The 16,483-nt window shown below is 40.0% G+C and carries 15 protein-coding genes; 5 read left to right on the forward strand and 10 right to left on the reverse strand.

What is annotated here, in order from left to right; genetic code table 11:
- Positions 1-13: 13 nt before the first annotated feature.
- The gene (locus PGN18_RS06805) at positions 14-850 is read right to left on the reverse strand and encodes a helix-turn-helix transcriptional regulator (RefSeq protein WP_335318670.1); all 837 of its coding nucleotides are present in this window, start codon (positions 848-850) and stop codon (positions 14-16) included.
- 117 nt (positions 851-967) lie between these two features.
- A complete protein-coding gene (locus PGN18_RS06810; protein WP_335318671.1) occupies positions 968-1,456 on the reverse strand; it encodes a hypothetical protein in 489 nt (162 codons plus the stop codon).
- A gap of 272 nt (positions 1,457-1,728) precedes the next feature.
- On the opposite strand from PGN18_RS06810, the gene PGN18_RS06815 reads away from it, so the two are divergent.
- A complete protein-coding gene (locus PGN18_RS06815; RefSeq protein WP_335318672.1) occupies positions 1,729-2,253 on the forward strand; it encodes a suppressor of fused domain protein in 525 nt (174 codons plus the stop codon).
- A 305-nt stretch (positions 2,254-2,558) separates the two neighbouring features.
- Here the strand turns inward: PGN18_RS06815 and PGN18_RS06820 are convergent, their stop codons facing one another.
- Both PGN18_RS06820 and PGN18_RS06825 read right to left on the reverse strand, forming a co-directional pair.
- Complete coding sequence (locus tag PGN18_RS06820; protein ID WP_335318673.1) at positions 2,559-3,731, reverse strand: efflux RND transporter periplasmic adaptor subunit; 1,173 nt, start codon at positions 3,729-3,731, stop codon at positions 2,559-2,561.
- A gap of 11 nt (positions 3,732-3,742) precedes the next feature.
- Positions 3,743-8,119 carry a CusA/CzcA family heavy metal efflux RND transporter gene (locus tag PGN18_RS06825; protein ID WP_335318674.1) on the reverse strand — a complete coding sequence of 1,459 codons (4,377 nt, stop codon included), beginning with the start codon at positions 8,117-8,119 and terminating at the stop codon, positions 3,743-3,745.
- A gap of 615 nt (positions 8,120-8,734) precedes the next feature.
- Here PGN18_RS06825 and PGN18_RS06830 point away from each other — a divergent pair.
- Both PGN18_RS06830 and PGN18_RS06835 read left to right on the forward strand, forming a co-directional pair.
- Positions 8,735-9,850: an acyltransferase family protein gene (locus PGN18_RS06830; protein WP_335318675.1), complete on the forward strand. Its 1,116-nt coding sequence runs from the start codon at positions 8,735-8,737 to the stop codon at positions 9,848-9,850.
- Between the two features lie 189 nt (positions 9,851-10,039).
- Positions 10,040-10,291: a hypothetical protein gene (locus PGN18_RS06835; RefSeq protein ID WP_335318676.1), complete on the forward strand. Its 252-nt coding sequence runs from the start codon at positions 10,040-10,042 to the stop codon at positions 10,289-10,291.
- Positions 10,292-10,593: 302 nt separating this feature from the next.
- On the opposite strand, the gene PGN18_RS06840 is transcribed toward PGN18_RS06835, so the two are convergent.
- Positions 10,594-11,334: an SDR family NAD(P)-dependent oxidoreductase gene (locus PGN18_RS06840; RefSeq protein WP_335318677.1), complete on the reverse strand. Its 741-nt coding sequence runs from the start codon at positions 11,332-11,334 to the stop codon at positions 10,594-10,596.
- Between the two features lie 91 nt (positions 11,335-11,425).
- Between PGN18_RS06840 and PGN18_RS06845 the strand changes: the two genes are divergently transcribed.
- Both PGN18_RS06845 and PGN18_RS06850 read left to right on the forward strand, forming a co-directional pair.
- Positions 11,426-11,818: a winged helix-turn-helix transcriptional regulator gene (locus tag PGN18_RS06845; RefSeq protein ID WP_335318678.1), complete on the forward strand. Its 393-nt coding sequence runs from the start codon at positions 11,426-11,428 to the stop codon at positions 11,816-11,818.
- 178 nt (positions 11,819-11,996) lie between these two features.
- Positions 11,997-12,467: a DinB family protein gene (locus PGN18_RS06850; RefSeq protein WP_335318679.1), complete on the forward strand. Its 471-nt coding sequence runs from the start codon at positions 11,997-11,999 to the stop codon at positions 12,465-12,467.
- Positions 12,468-12,476: 9 nt separating this feature from the next.
- Here the strand turns inward: PGN18_RS06850 and PGN18_RS06855 are convergent, their stop codons facing one another.
- From PGN18_RS06855 to PGN18_RS06875, 5 genes are all read right to left on the reverse strand, one after another.
- Complete coding sequence (locus PGN18_RS06855; RefSeq protein ID WP_335318680.1) at positions 12,477-13,457, reverse strand: helix-turn-helix transcriptional regulator; 981 nt, start codon at positions 13,455-13,457, stop codon at positions 12,477-12,479.
- Between the two features lie 38 nt (positions 13,458-13,495).
- A complete protein-coding gene (locus tag PGN18_RS06860; RefSeq protein WP_335318681.1) occupies positions 13,496-14,086 on the reverse strand; it encodes a YdeI/OmpD-associated family protein in 591 nt (196 codons plus the stop codon).
- A gap of 152 nt (positions 14,087-14,238) precedes the next feature.
- Positions 14,239-14,751, reverse strand: coding sequence for a DinB family protein (locus PGN18_RS06865; protein WP_335318682.1), 513 nt, complete (start codon positions 14,749-14,751; stop codon positions 14,239-14,241).
- A gap of 289 nt (positions 14,752-15,040) precedes the next feature.
- Positions 15,041-15,835 (reverse strand): SDR family NAD(P)-dependent oxidoreductase, encoded by a 795-nt coding sequence (locus PGN18_RS06870; RefSeq protein ID WP_335318683.1) that lies wholly within the window; start codon positions 15,833-15,835, stop codon positions 15,041-15,043.
- Positions 15,836-16,020: 185 nt separating this feature from the next.
- Positions 16,021-16,404, reverse strand: coding sequence for a hypothetical protein (locus PGN18_RS06875; protein ID WP_335318684.1), 384 nt, complete (start codon positions 16,402-16,404; stop codon positions 16,021-16,023).
- Between the last annotated feature and the right edge of the window lie 79 nt (positions 16,405-16,483).

The following is a 16,483-nucleotide window of genomic DNA, read 5'->3' on the forward strand; positions in this document are numbered from 1 at the left end:
ATGTATAATTCCGCTACCTCGACCGGAACTCACTTGGTGTACATTGATACTTACCGCCAAAGCTTTTGGTAAAATTAGCCAGGTCGTTAAAGCCGCAATTATAAGCAATGTCTTTAATTCTTTCGTTTGAAATAAGCAGCAATTCTGCAGCCTTTTCGAGTCGTTTCGCTTTGATATAATTGGCAGGAGTACTGTTATAATGCCTGGCAAATTCGCGTTTAAAAGAAGAAACACTTAAATTATGCAACTGAGCCAACTCGTTAATGCTGATCTGGGCAAACAGGTTAGCCTCAACAATTTGCTTAAATGTGTAGGCAGTGGGTGAAAATAGCTGGGCAAATATGGTTTGTATTGCCTGGGCATTGGGGGTTTGCGCCAGGAGCAGGATAATTTCTTTCAGTTTTAGAATTAGTATATCGTCATTAACCAATGCCGGATGCTGAAAATAAAACAACAGCCCTTCGATATATTTTTCGATTAAAAAATTGCTATCTAACAGCTCCACACTTTTGTTAGAAACCATGGAGGATTGTAATATTACCGGCATTTCGCGATCATAAATTCGTTTTAAAATATCAGGATGAAAATTTACAACCATGATTTCGTTAACACCGGCGTTATTGAGGTTACTGATGGTTTTGCTGGCCTGGATACAATTTAAAAACAAAGCATGTTTATGCGGTATGTTAATCCGATCTCCATCACGGTGATAATGCATTTCGCCCTGTAACATGTACAAAAAGCAAGCATTATCTGATATAGGAAATTCGAAGGTAAAGGGTGCCTTTATCTTGATGTTTTGCATCATAGACTTGCCAAACAATTCGTATTTTTTATGGTCAATGATCATAATAAAAACCTTCCGCTATAAAAATAGAAAAACTAATGCATGTTTGCTTTTCTGCTTGCATGCATTAGCTAATCTGACGTATAAAAGACCCTTTATCCGAAAATCATCAGTTTTGCATTACCGTATTTTAAACGTATTTCGTTGTTTAATGTATTGATAGATGGCACCTGCTATAAATGCGATTAAGAGCACCAGTAATGTTTTAGCAATTACAGGATCAGCAGGGTTTTTAGCCAGTGGATGGCCAAGGGGAATTCGGGTAAAGGTTTCGTTCACGGTAGGCACGAGTGACAGAAAGAAACTGAAAGAGAGTAAAAAATTCTCCGTATAGCGGGCCTTATTATTATTACTTCGCTTTACCGAAAGCCAAAAAGCCACCATCACTAAAATAAAAATGAACACCGAAAAAATATGCCCGGGATTAAAGCCCCCACGTTTGGAGATTCCCAATGCAGTTAAAGCCGTAACAATAGTCGTATAAAAGTATATCTTACCGCTGAGCTGCGTTAAATCAATTTTGCCAAAGCGTACAAATGAAATGATTGCCGCTACAATGGCTAAAATACCGATGACGGTATGAAAAATGCCTAAACCTGATAGTACCATAATCTTTTTGTTGAGTATGTAATTATTGTTTACAAAAGTGGCTATAGTCAGGTTAAGGGATTTTGTTTATTCGTTCAATTAATTGGCAATCTCGTTCAAAAAATGATTGGGATGCTGTTCGTATATACAGTTGCTAGTAAACGATACTTATAACTTCATTTTAGTGCAAGTCTTATCCTTGCTTCCCTATTTATTAATCAAATAAAATTCGCCCTGATTGATTAATTTTGACAATTTAGATGCTGTATACATTTAAATTTTAACAGCCTATTATGACAGACCATAACAACATACCAGATTCAGTTGAAATAATCGACGAACACCTTGATCAATTCTTTGACTCTGCGGAAATTTTGGTACTACATGAAAAGGAATCCGAAATTGTCCATTCAGACGTTTTTATTGTGAAACCAGCTGAGAACAGAAATTATAATCTATTACTCACCTGTGGAATGAGCGCACTGCCGATGGCGGTACCTCACGAGCTTGACGATTTAAAATTCGCCGAAATAACAATGTTATTACCGCCCGATTGGAATCTTAACTACGATGACTTTGCAAATGAGAACAATTATTGGCCCATTAGAACGTTGAAGCAACTTTCTAAATACCCACATTTAAACAATACCTGGTTTGGTTATGGCCATACCATACCTTTAGATAAAACGAATAAAGTTAACCATAAGTTCGATAGCATAATTTTACTTGAATCGATTACACTTCCCAGCGACTTTACTTACATTGAGACAAATGAGAAAGAAGTTCATTTTTATTCGGCAATACCAATTTATAAATAAGAACTTGAGTATACTTTAGAGAATGGAACAAATAAATTAATCGGGCTATTTCAAAAGTATGATATTAAAGAAATTGTAAACATAAACAGAGTAAATGTTTGCAAATAGATGAAGATCTCTTTTAAAAAACGGCTTACGTCGGATCAGCTATAAGCAAAAACCATTATTCAACTTTAGTATGCCACCTCTCCGTAGCGTTAAGCAAAGCGTCTCCAAGGAGTATGAATAGTCTTGAGTCTCCAGACTCAATTACAAACAAATTCAATAAACAATAACGTAATAACAAAGACTTTTTTGGCTCTCGTTTAATGTCCCTCCCCCTCTCCTTCGGCATTTTTCACTTTGCTTAATAAGTCGTAAGCGCCCTTTACCACTACTTTTGCTCCATTAATTTGTTTGGCAAAAGAAACCTGGGTGTAACCATTCTCAGCCACACCTGTTTTTACTTCCATCATCCTGTACCGGTAATTTTTATTGCCCTTTTCAGCAAGCTGATCTATAAATACGAACTTTTTGCCTTCAAATTCGACAATTGCGGCATCGGGTAGTGCTTCAACCTTGTTCATACCACTTTCTACATAGGCTTTAAGATACATGCCAGGAAGCAATTGTGTATCTTCCTGATCCAGGTGGCAGTGGATTTGCACGGTACGCTCTTTACTAATTTCCCTGCCGATGAGGTAAACCGTAGCCATACGTTCTTTTTCCTCATTGGCCAGTACAAAGCGAACTTTCTGCCCCAATTTGAGTTTGGGTACATCTTTTTCAAACACGGTAAGCTCTGCATGTAAGTGTTCCGTATCGGCGATTTTAAATAACACATCGGTTGTACTGGCAAAAGCACCTATATTGGTATTCACCTGAATAACATAACCGGCAATTGGTGTATACAGGTTAAAAGACTTCTGAATCTGTCCTTTCTCCAGCGCTGAAAAATTCACATTCATGATGGAAAGTTTAGAACGTTGGCCCAATAATCTTGCGCTTACACTCTGGTATTCGCTTCTTGCTTTCTGTAATGCTTTTTTAGAATTCACGTTTTCTTTTGCCAGTTCTTCCTGGCGGTTTAACTCCTCCTTCAGGAATTGCAGTTGACTTCTATAATCCAGATAATCCTGTTGCATCTGAATAAATTCCGGATTTTGCATCACCGCTACGAGCGCCCCTTTGGCTACATGTTTTCCCTGCAACATATCTGTACTTTTCAAAATCCCTTCCAGCGGCGTAGAAATAGATACCAGGCTTTGGGGTGGCAGATCAAGCATGCCGTTTACTTTGGTCGTTCCGCTTAATTCTTTCCGCTCGATTTCACCAAGGGTAATCTCTGATAACTTCTGCTGCTCTGGGGTGAGTGTTACGATATCACTCTTTTCGTGAACGGTTTCTTTTCTGGGTTCCTTTTCTGCACTGGGACGGCTACATCCAGCCAAATAAAACAGAAAGGAAGCCAGGATAAAATACTTATATAGCGATTTCATGATATTTATGCTTAAAATGATTTGTTATTACCGGTTAAAAATTCCAACTGATTAATACTTTGGCTTAATTGGAGCAGGGCCACCAGCCGCCCCTCATAAATGCCATTTGCCTGTTTTAGGTTTAACAGGTATTCCGAATAACCTATCTCTCCGTTCTGGTAAGCAATACGGCTGTTTTTTAATATTAAGGCTGCATTGGCTAAAGCCGAAGTGACAAAATAGTCGTACCGTTTCCTGTTTTTCAGGTATTCGCTCAAAGCCTGCTGGTATTGACCTGTAAGCTTTTGCTGCTGGAGTTCCAGATCGTTGGAAGCCATATCCTTATTAATCGATGCGGCCTTTGCCTTTATTGCATAGGCTTTATAAAACAAGGGAACGGAAAGCCCTATCTGAAAGCCCTGAAAACGTTTGTCACGACCAAAAAAAACTTCGTTACCATTAACGTTTTGAAAACCGGTTAGCGACTGGTTGAAATAGCCCAAGGTAAAATCAGGAAAGGCTTTGGCCAGTTCTACTTTGCGCTGTTTTTCGGCAATTACAATCTGCTGCCTGAAATAGGCAATCGTTGGGTTTTCATACAGAAGCGCAGTATCTCCGATAGCAATTTCGGGTGTTTCTCCTAAAAACTTATCCGCAATTAAGGGTAAGCGAACCTGACCAAGAAGCGTAGCCAGCTGCGCCCTGTAAATTTCGATATCAGCACTATTCTGATCGAGTAGGCTTTGTACATCTTTAAGCTGTGTTTCGGCAGCAACCTTTTCAAGCAGGTTACCCTCACCTGTTTTGTACTTTAGCGAGGCCGATTTTACAAAACCCCTGTAAATACTATCTTGCTCATGCAGTAGTTTCTCCTTTGAATATAGATACTGAAGACTGGTGTAAACCGTTTTTACCTGAAAAACAAGTTCGTGTTTACTGGAAGCGACCTGCAACTGGCCTGCTTTGATGCGTTCATTACTTAATGCCGCATTTGCAGCGAAAAGCGTTGGGAAGGGAATGCTTTGCGAAACAGTAATGTTGTTGTCGTTTTTAACCAGACTATTGTATTGCCCGTAAAGCATAGATACTTCTGTTTTAGGCATTTCGAAGGCACCTTTCCTAAGTGTCTGCTGCAGTTCTACACCAAGGTTGGCCCCGTTGATTGTCCGGTTGTTTTGCAGGGCTGAAGATATTAACTGCTTAAGGGTTAATGCCGTTTGGGCTTTAGCGGGCTGCAATCCAAAAGCTGCGATAAATAATACTATAGTACCTGCTACAGGCACTATTTTTACCTTTTTGCTTCGCATTTCTTCTACCCAGATATAAAGCACCGGGAGCACCAATAGGGTTAGCAATGTTGCGGAGATTAATCCGCCAATAACAACTGTAGCCAGCGGACGCTGCACTTCGGCACCACTTCCGCCAGAGAGGGCCATCGGAAGAAAGCCTAAAGAGGCTACAAGCGCTGTCATAATAACCGGACGCAGTCTAACCGAAGTTCCTGTTCTGATAATTTCGGGCATATCTTTCATTCCTTCTTTTTTTAACCTGTTAAATTCACTGATGAGGACAATACCATTAAGTACCGCAACGCCAAATAGCGCAATAAAACCTATACCAGCGGAGATGCTAAACGGCATATCCCGGGCCCAAAGGGCTAACACACCTCCAATAGCCGATAACGGGATTGCGGTAAAAATTAAAAGTGCATGTTTGATGGATGAAAAAGTAAGATAAAGCAACAATAAGATAAGCAATAAGGCCAGCGGCACGGCAACACTTAATCTTTTGTTGGCTGCCTGCAGGTTCTCAAAAGTGCCGCCAAAAGTTGGATAATACCCTGGTGAAAATTTAACTTCGGCATCAATCTTTTGCTGAATTTCCTTGACGATACTTTCCACATCTCTCCCCCGCACATTAAAACCAACTATAATGCGCCGCTTTGCATCATCGCGCTGGATCTGGTTCGGGCCTTCCCTATACTGGATGTCGGCCAATTGTTCCAGCGGGATCTGATTACCATTGGGTGCCGTTACAAACAGATTTTTCACATCTTCAAGCGACTGCCGGTTTTCTTTTTCCAGGCGAACCACCATATCGAACCTTTTTTCGCCTTCGAATACCAGACCAGCCACTTCTCCTGCAAATCCAGAGCGAATTGCGGTATTTACATCCTCAATATTCAACCCGAACTGCGCAATCTTTTCTCTATGGAATTTGATGATGACCTGTGGAAGTCCTGAAGCCTGTTCTACATAAATGTCTTGTGCCCCTTCTATCTTCCTGGCTATAGCACCGATCTGAGCTGCGTAAGTACTTAGCTTCGAAAAATCTTCTCCATAAATCTTGATCACCACATCCTGCCTTGCGCCGGTCATCAGTTCATTAAAACGCATTTGGATGGGCTGCTGGAAGCCGAAAGTAACCCCGGAGATATACTGTTCAAGCTTGGCCTGCATTTTTTCTGCCAGTTCGTCTCTGGTTGAAGCACTTGTCCAATCGCCCTTATCCTTTAGGATGATTATCAGGTCACAGGCTTCTACCGGCATCGGGTCAGTAGGAATTTCGCTTGAGCCAATCTTTCCGATGACCTCTTTTACCTCCGGAAAATTTGCTTTTAATACCTTTGCCGCACGTGTAGCCGCTTCAGTAGTTTGTGATAAGCTGCTTCCGGTAAGTACCCTGGTTTCAACTGCAAAGTCGCCCTCTTCCAATGTAGGAATAAATTCGGCGCCCAGGTAATTGAAAATGATCAGGCCAAGCACAAATAATGCAACCGCAATACCCACAACTACCATTCTTGCCCGCAAAGCAAAGTTGAGCATCGGTGTATATACGCCTTGAAAAAAAGACATGATCCTGTCTGAAACGTTTCTTTTCGTGCTGATGGTTTTGCTTAGAAAAAGCGCACTCATCATCGGTACGTAAGTTAACGATAAGATAAAAGCACCCAGGATAGCAAAAGCCACCGTTTGCGCCATTGGTCTGAACATTTTGCCTTCAATACCAACCAGGGCTAGAATCGGGAGGTAAACAATCAGAATAATAATTTCGCCAAAAGCAGCGCTATTACGGATTTTAGATGCAGATTCGAAAATCTCTGTATCCATTTCCTGCTGGCTTAACCTGTTTTTGTTTTTTCGCATGCTCAGATGGTGGAGAGATGCCTCCACAATGATTACTGCCCCATCTACAATGAGTCCAAAGTCGATGGCACCAAGGCTCATCAGGTTTCCGCTGACGCCAAAAAGGTTCATCAGGCAGATGGCAAAAAGCATAGCAAGCGGAATAACCGAAGCCACAATCAATCCGGCACGAAAATTCCCTAAAAGCAGAACCAAAACAAAAATTACAATTAATGCGCCTTCTGCCAGGTTTTTGGTTACTGTACCAATGGCACTGTTTACCAACTTAGTACGATCAAGGAACGGCTCTATAACTACCCCTTCCGGCAAATTTTTTGCAATCTGATCCATCCGGTTTTTTACGTTTTCGATAACCTTTGATGAATTGGCGCCCTTCAACATCATTACTACCGCGCCTACTACCTCACCTTGGTCGTTCCTGGTCATGGCACCATATCTGGTGGCGGCCCCGATCCTCACCTCGGCAACATTTCGGATCAGCACGGGAATACTGTTTTCATTGGTCCGTACAACGATATTCTCAATATCGTTTATATTATTGATCAAACCCTCGCTCCTGATAAAATAGGCATTAGGTTTCTTATCAATATACGATCCACCTGTGTTCTGGTTATTTTTTTCAAGCGCCCTAAAAATGTCGCTAATGGCGATGTCCATACTTCTGAGCTTATCGGGATCAATGGCAATCTCATACTGCTTAAGGTAACCACCAAAGCTGCTCACCTCTGCTATACCCTCCACCCCCAGAAGCTGGCGGCGAACAATCCAATCTTGAAGGGTACGGAGCTCGGTGGCATCATATTTTTTTTCATATCCTTTTTTCGGATGTATAACATATTGATAAATTTCCCCAAGTCCGGTGGTTAATGGTGCAATTTCAGGTGTGCCAATGCCTTTTGGGATAGCCCTATCTACCTCGATAAGCCTTTCGCTCACCTGTTGGCGGGCCCAATAAATTTCTACATTTTCCTTAAACACCACCGTTACAACGGAAAGACCGAACCTGCTAAAGGAACGGACTTCTTCTATTCCAGGAATAGTGGCCATGGTCTGTTCTACCGGATAAGTTACAAAACGCTCAATATCTTCTGCACCATTGCTCGGCGAGGAGGTAATAATCTGTACCTGGTTATTGGTAATATCCGGAAGGGCATCTATAGGGAGTTGCCTAAGGGAGTAGATGCCCCAGGCGATAAGTGCCAGCATCATAATTCCCACCAGCAGTTTTTGCCTGATAGAGAATTGTATTATTCTGTTCAGCATTGTTGTTTAAATCAAAAATCAATAAATAGCAGGCTATTGTTGCACTTTATGGTGCAAAATCTGCAGGTGAGAAACTGCCCCATTCGTGGACAGCAATAAGATAAATTGATTAAACGAGTTTAGGCGGCTGCCAAATATCGATGGGTTGTTTTTTCAATGCCGAGCATTGGAAAACCGGGTATGGTTTCCGCAATACCGGAATAGTAAAGTTTGTTAACTTTTCTGAAGGGAAGTGCTGACCGACTGAACAGCAGGCACAACTACAGATTGGGGGGCAGGATTCTCCATGTGCATGTTCAGCTTTTGCCTTACCGCTTTGCACAGTACTTTTTGTTTGAGACTTTGAAACCATATCTTCCCTATCCTGGCAGGGCATTAGGCCCAGAAGGATAAGATAAAGAGAAAAAAGGAATACAAAGTTTTTCACCAAGGGCAAATGTAATGATTTAAGTTTTTAATTTATAAATACGGTTTTTATTAAATCACTATCCTTTTTTGAAAGTTAAAAATGATCACCACAGGTAGACTTGATACGTTACGTATCATTATAGATGGAAAGTCGCGTGGTAAGGAATGTTGGTTATTTTTATGGCTTGCATTTTTTCAAGCCACTAAATGAATATTAACCCCAGTACCAATTTAGCTACCAAGCCACATTACCCAATATTAGATGGCCTCCGTGGTGTTGCCGCTATAATTGTGGTTACTTTTCACTTAACCGAACCACTCGGCACTGGCCACCTCGATATTCTGGTTAACCACGGTTACCTGGCTGTAGATTTTTTCTTCTTGTTATCAGGTTTTGTAATGGGCTATGCTTATGATGACCGATGGAACAAAATGAGTATAAATGGTTTTTTCAAACGCCGCATCATTCGCCTGCATCCCATGGTCATTTTGGGAATGACCCTTGGCGCTGTTGGATTTTATTTTACAGATTCTACCATATGGCCACTCATTCATACTGTACCGCTTTGGAAAATGCTCTTAGTACTGCTTATTGGTTATACCATCTTACCTATACCACTATCACTTGATATTCGCGGCTGGCAAGAAATGCACCCCATGAATAGTGTAGGCTGGTCGTTATTTTTTGAATACATTGCCAATATTCTTTATGCAGTATGGATCAGAAAATTTTCTAAAACAGCATTAAGTATATTGGTAGTTATCGCGGCCATTGCATTGGCCCACCTGGCGATTACTTATGGAGATGTTAGTGGTGGCTGGACACTCAATGCAGAACAGGTACGCATTGGAATTACCCGGACAATATACCCTTTCTTTGCAGGTTTGTTACTTTCGCGCATTGCTAAGCCCAGCCAAATTAAAAATGCCCTTTTATGGTGTAGCCTTTTAGTGGCGCTGGTACTTTACATGCCGCGCATCGGCGGAGCTGAATATCTTTGGATGAATGGGATTTATGAATCTGTATGCATTATCATTGTTTTTCCATTTATTGTATATATTGGTGCCAGCGGCATATTGCAAACAAAATCGGAACACAGAATATGCAAATTTTTGGGTGAGATATCTTATCCGCTTTATCTGGTCCATTATCCATTGGTCTATTTTTATGTCGCCTGGATCAGCAATCATAAAGGCACTACCATAGTACAGGCCTGGCCTTATGCCTTACTTATTTTAGTTGGTAGTATCGTTTTGGCTTATGCCGTCTTAAAATGGTATGATGAACCGGTGCGCAAATGGTTGCAGAAAAAGTTTGCGTAAACCCGAGTTATCATGATATGAATTTCTTATCAAAAACCACAGCATCAGATACAGTTCCCCCAAGTCACGTGTTTTTTCGCGACCTGGCTGTATAGTTTTAAAAACAAAATTCTTTAGCCTAGTGCTTCAATTGTTTATATTTGGCGTATTGACTGGAATCATCAACTAAAAAATGCTAATCAACCTACAATGGAACCAAAAAAACTATCTGAATTAACGGACGAAGAACTGTTGCAAGAAGCGAAGAAAAAGAAATCAGCAGCCATTATGAATGCACTGTTAATTGGCTTTCTGGCTGGCGTTATATTTTTTAGCGTGGCAAAAAATACTTTGGGCTTCTTAACGCTTATCCCTTTGTTTTTCATCTATAAATTGGTCAATAATTCTAAATATGATAACAGTGAATTGGAAAACCTTTTGAAAGAAAGGGGCTTGCAATAAAGATAATAGCGAATTGACCAACAGCATGGATAACCTGCTACAAAATTGAGCAGAAGAACAGACAGACCGCTCTTATATCGAATCGAGCTGACAAAAGCTTAAGCCAAGTAATGATTTAGAAGTAAACGTTAGTTTAAACCGGCGATTTTTGATAATACCCAGAACCATACCAGGCGGCTTTAATAGTCAGGGGTAGATCATGGATGTGCATAACTCCGAACGCCTGAACAAAAGATAGTGATTAACAGATAAACTTTGGTCAGGTTTTATAATCCCGACCAAAGCATGATTTATCGATAGCCTTAGGCATTCAACCCACCATCAATTGTTAAAAAAGAACCGGTGATGTATCTGGCTTCTTCGCCGGCAATAAAGCTTACAAATGCGGCAATGTCTTCTGCTGTACCATAATCTGGCAGGGCCATGCGGGTCCTCAAAAAATCAGCCAACGGCGCATCAGCAGGATTCATATCGGTATTGATCGGTCCGGGCTGAACCAGGTTGACCGTAATTTTACGGGAACCAAGATCGCGTGCTAAACCGCGCGTTAAACCCTGCAGTGCCGATTTGCTCATGGTGTATAGAGTAGTTTCAGGACCAATAGCGTTATCGCCCATATTACTGCCGATGGTAATGATGCGTCCACCTTCAGGCATGCCTTTTACTGCAGCCAGCGCAGCCACAAAAACCGCCTGTACATTAACGGCCATAATTTCGTTATAATCCTCGACTGTATGTTCTTCAAAAGCTTTGCCGATATAAATGCCGGCATTGTTAATCAGCACATCAATGCGTCCGAAATCTGTAATGGTTTTAGTTACAGCTCCCGTCACTTCGGCAGGTATTGTACTGCTTGCTTTTAAAGCAACAGCGAGTCCGCCTGCTGCTTCAACCTCAGCCACTACCCCAAAAGCCTTCTCCGCTGAATGGGCATAAGTAAATATCACTTTTGCACCTTCCGCAGCCAGTCTTTTTACAATCGCTGCACCTATGCCCCGGCTTCCTCCTGTTACCAGCGCAATTTTATCTGTAAATTTTTTCATATGTATTACTAAATATTCTGCTAATGTAAAAGAGATCCGCTACATTAGCAGGTAAGCAGCAAATTGTGAGGTACTAACAAAAAAGTAAAAAATGAGAAAAGAAACTTCGACCAATGCCTTGAATGAAAAAATGATGATCGACAGTTGTGGCATGTCTTCATCGCTGGCGGTCATTGGCGGTCGCTGGAAACCGGCAATATTATGTCGTCTTTCTTATGGCACCATGCGTTATAGCGAACTTAAAAAAGACATTGTTGGCATATCAGAACGGATGTTGGTGGCTCAGCTAAGGGAACTGGAGAAAGATCAGATTATTACCCGCGTGGTTTTTCCGGAAGTACCGCCAAGAGTGGAATACCGTTTAACCGACTTAGGCCGCACCATGAAAACGATGTTAGATGCCATGTCTGACTGGGGAAATATGTACCGGAAGCATATCAATCAAACGCAAAATCTATCAACCGCTGTAATTGCGGAGCGCTAAGCACATTAATGAACGCATGTTTCTTTGCAATTTATTGATGATCGGTAAATATTAATTTAGCTTTCAATATTTAGAAAACTAAAAAAAAATTTAATAAAAAATAAATCACTGTTTTTCGACTGACAAACTGTTGTCATAGGCTGGTTTTAGTTTTGTTCTATTAAATAATTAGAACAAAATGTCAGCAGTTATGATTACAAAAAGCGAATTACTACAACACTGGTTAGGCCACAGAAAACTAACCCGAAAAACTATTGAAAAATTCCCTGAGAAAGAATTATTCGAATTTTCAGTTGGTGGAATGAGGCCTTTTTCAGCATTAATTAAAGAGTTAATATCGATTGATGTACCTGGTTTAAAAGAGATGGTTACCGGAGAAACAGGCACTTTTAGCCATGACCTTCCATTGCACACCAAAGAAGAGCTCTTAACGAAATGGGATGAGGATACTACAAAAATCGTAGAATACTTTAATCAAATCAATGAGGATCAACTTCATGAAACCCTTAATTTATTTGGAATGTATGAGTTTACCATCATTAGCCACCTTTTATATTTTATCGATAACGAAATACATCACCGTGGACAGGGCTTCGTTTATTTAAGAGCATTAGGTATTGAGCCTCCATTTTTCTGGGATCGGTATTAATAAAAAAGGTTATTGCTTATTACATGATACAGCGTCTTTATCTTTAATTCTTTTTAAGCCCGATTCCATGATCTCTACCAGCTCATTATTTAAATGGGCTGGTTCTATAATTTCAGCTATATCAACAAATTTAATAAACCAGCGTACAAAAGAAACAACAGGAAGGGAACAGTCGAAATACATCAAAACAAAATCTTCTAAAATTTCCTCTCCTGTAAAGCCGAAAATCTGGCGGTCCCAGTATAAAAAATTTGCGTACTTCCGGTCTACCCTGATTTCGATTTTCGTTCGGGTTTCAGACATGCCTTTATTACGGAACTCATGAATTGGCGGGTGCGAAATGGTGAAGTTTTCTTCCAGTACCAAAACTTTTTTAATCCTGTCTAACCTAAAATTGCGGTAATCTTTCCTTAAATGGCAATAGGCTAAAAGATACCAAAAACCATGTTCGTAAAATATACCTATGGATTCTACTGATCTGCCAACCGCATGAACATCACTAATTTTGAGGTAATCGATGTGAGTTATCTTTTTCTTTAAAATGCTATTGAGCAATACATCGATAATGTTAGGCAGGTAATCATTGGATGTTAAGTTATTTTTAAGATGTATGGTATCTTCTAAATGCAAAAAATCTCTTTTCTGATGCACCTGGAATGAACTTTTTATCTTAATCAATGCTGCTTCAAAATGTCTTTTAACAAGTTCGGTTTCATGTTTTTGCATCACTTTTTCGGCAACCATTAAACTCAGAATTTCTTCCTGACTAAATCTGGACGGCTGTAGCCTAAAACCCTCCATAATGGAGTAACCGGATCCGGATTCATTCACAATCGGAATGCCCGCCATCTCCAGGGCTTTTAAATCCCTGTAAATTGTTCTTAAACTAATTTCGAAACGCTTTTGTAATTCATCAGTAGTGACTACAGATTTAGACTGCAATAGAAAAAAAATCTGTAATATCCGGTCAAATCTTTTGGTAATGTCCATTTTAAAATTTCGGTATGTATAAAACAGCTTACTTGCCCTTAACGGAGAAATGGCTTTGGTAGCAGGTTTTCGGATAAAGATTTTACAAGCTCCAGCACTCTGTTTTGCCTGGTTTCTGCTTTTTTGGCTAACAAAATCCATTGAAGAATAGCTTTTTTTACCGACTTATTCAGGCTAAGAAAAAAAGTCCTCGCCGCCTTCTTATCTTTAAGTGCTGTAGCTAAATCTTTGGGTATTTTAAGTGATTCTACAGCATCCAAAACTGCCCATGATCCATTTTGCTTGGCTATTTTAATGGCTGCTAAACCTGCCTTATGCATCAGTTTTTCTGCTAAAAGGCGTTTCACCTTTTCTTTATTGATTTTCGACCAGCCGCTGTTGGGTTTTCGTTTACAGAAGAACTGCATAAACGTATCTTTATCAATAGATTTTTTTATACTGTCTATCCAGCCGAAACAAAGTGCCTGATCTAAGGCCGCACTCCAGCTAATGCTCGGCAAACCTGAACCCTTCTTCCCATAAACAAGCCAAACCGACGATTTAAGCTCATGATGAGCCATTAACCAGTTTCGCCAATCTTCAATGCCAGCCGGACAAGTAGTTTCGATGTCTTTTATTTCGTTCTCCATATTAGCGGAATTAATAAAATAATCATGGAACATTTAGCCCAAAATTATTCAACCAGGCAGCAAATTTAGCAAGTCTGGTGACAACCCTATGGCAGTGGAAATTATCTTTTACGAAAGTAGCAATGACATTACAAAATATCAGCAGATTAAATTTATTTATTATTCTTTACTACGGCTACGGTAACCATCAATTGTCCAACATGGCGCATCGTATGCTCTGCTGCATGGAACAACAGGCCAATAACCGTTGAAGGGAGTCCTGCACGCCCTACACCCCTATAATCGGACAATATTGATTCATTTGTGTTCTTAATTTGCACTAAGGCCAGATCTACCTGCTTATTGAAACGGTTAACAAGATCTGCTACGGTATATCCCTCTGCAGAATTTTTGCCCTCTTCTGCCAACTGAGCAAACTGAGATTCAGAAAGACCCTCTGCCCTGGCATAAGTAAATACCCGATCGAGTACCCCACTTAAATGTTGAAGGTGAAACCCTGTAGATGCCATTCCGGCGGGGCGCTGCCAAAGCAGTTCGATTGGGAAATCAATCATATAATCATTAACCTCTTCTCTTGCCTGTAATAAGGCATGTGCCACAGGCTGTAACATTGGAATAATTCCGGGCAGCGGCCCTCTTTGCCAAACCTCTAGTTGCTGTGACATTAATATTTTTTTTAAGCTTTAAATCCGATTAAGAGACAATAGCCTTTAGTGAAAACATTCTCTATTCAGTTTAATGAAACTCTCCTTCATTACTGGATAAACAATAAGATCAATTGGTGATCCAAATGTAGCTTTAATAAATGAAAAAATTCTTATAGAGAGGCCCAGCCTGAAGCAGTTTTTTCGTAAACACTGGCCGGTATTCTACTTATATTACCATTATTTCAAAACCAAAATAGTAACTTCGCTTATCGACCCACTTTTTACTACAAAAAGCACCCATAACACACTATAATATTGATCTCACCAAACCGCCCTCTACCCTGATGGCAGCCCCATTGGTGCCTGAAGCCAGCGGACTCACATAAAAACTAACTGCATTTGCAATTTCACTAACATCAAGAAAACGTTGCAGTAATGAAGTTGGCCGCATGTTTTTAAAGAAATCCGCTTCGACCTCAGCTATGCTGATATTTCCTTTTTTGGCTAAATCTTCAATAAAACTGCCAACGCCTTTTGATTTGGTTGGTCCGGGCAAAATTGAATTAACGGTTACCTCGGTACCTTTACTTAATTCTGCCAAGCCACGGCTAACTGCCAGCTGCGCAGTTTTTGTCATGCCATAGTGGATCATTTCATCCGGGATAAATACTGCCGACTCGCTGGAAATAAAAATAATCCTGCCCCAGTTTTTCTTTAACATTTTAGGGAAAAGTTCCCGTGATAATCTGATGCCGCTCATCACATTGACTTCGAAAAACCTAAACCAATCTTCATCACTGATGTCTTCAAATGCTTTAGGTTCAAAAATGCCTGCATTATTAATCAGTATATCTATCTCCGGTAATTTATTAATCAGGTTAATTACCTCAGCAGCTTTAGAAAAATCGGCTGCAATGCCTGAAATGAAGTCGCTTCCGGCAATTCCTTGAAGTGATTTTACTGCTTCATCTACGCTGTTTTGCGATCGACCATTGATGATAACTTTTACACCTTCTTTTAATAAACTTTCAGCAATTGCAAATCCGATACCTGCTGTAGAGCCGCTTATAAAAGCTGTTTTATGCTTTAACTGTAAATCCATTTTTTGATTTTTAAATCATGTTTACGATAAAATTAAACTCGCTTTGGGTTAAGACAAACTGAAGAATTTTCCGGCAAAAAATTTTCATCGAAATATGCTTAATTAAACAGCCAGGTAAGGACGGCAAGTTAATTTCTGCCGAAATAAAACATCATTAATACGGTGATGTTTAAACAAAAGAAACGCTACGGGTTACTAAGTAATTTGTTTTTTACAGCTTTATTTTGCGTAGCCAACAATACACCACCGAGTGCTGCCGTTAAAAAAATGCCTTCACAAATCAATAAAGGTTTTTTCTTTTTAAAACCCCTGTAAAAAGTATGTGCAGCGATTACACCAAGACCAACAAACTCAATATTGCGCTGCACTTTTTTTGATGCATCTTTATTTTTGATCAAAACAATACGCAACAGTTCATCTATTAAACTGATGTTTTTGGAAACACCTTTTCTGATCTGTCTTTTACTTGCCGGCGCGCCTAATTTCTTTGCTGCACTTTGTAAACCTGTAGTGGTAATCTCATTAATTAAACGTGTTTTCGTATCATTTTTTTCCATATCGCTTTTCATAGGTCCTATTATTTCAACCCCATTGAAGGCATATAGTTTTGATAAATTTGAGAAAACCCTGAACTTGATCATTATTAAC

This window comes from Pedobacter terrae, from assembly GCF_036946585.1.
GTDB lineage: Bacteria > Bacteroidota > Bacteroidia > Sphingobacteriales > Sphingobacteriaceae > Pedobacter > Pedobacter terrae_C.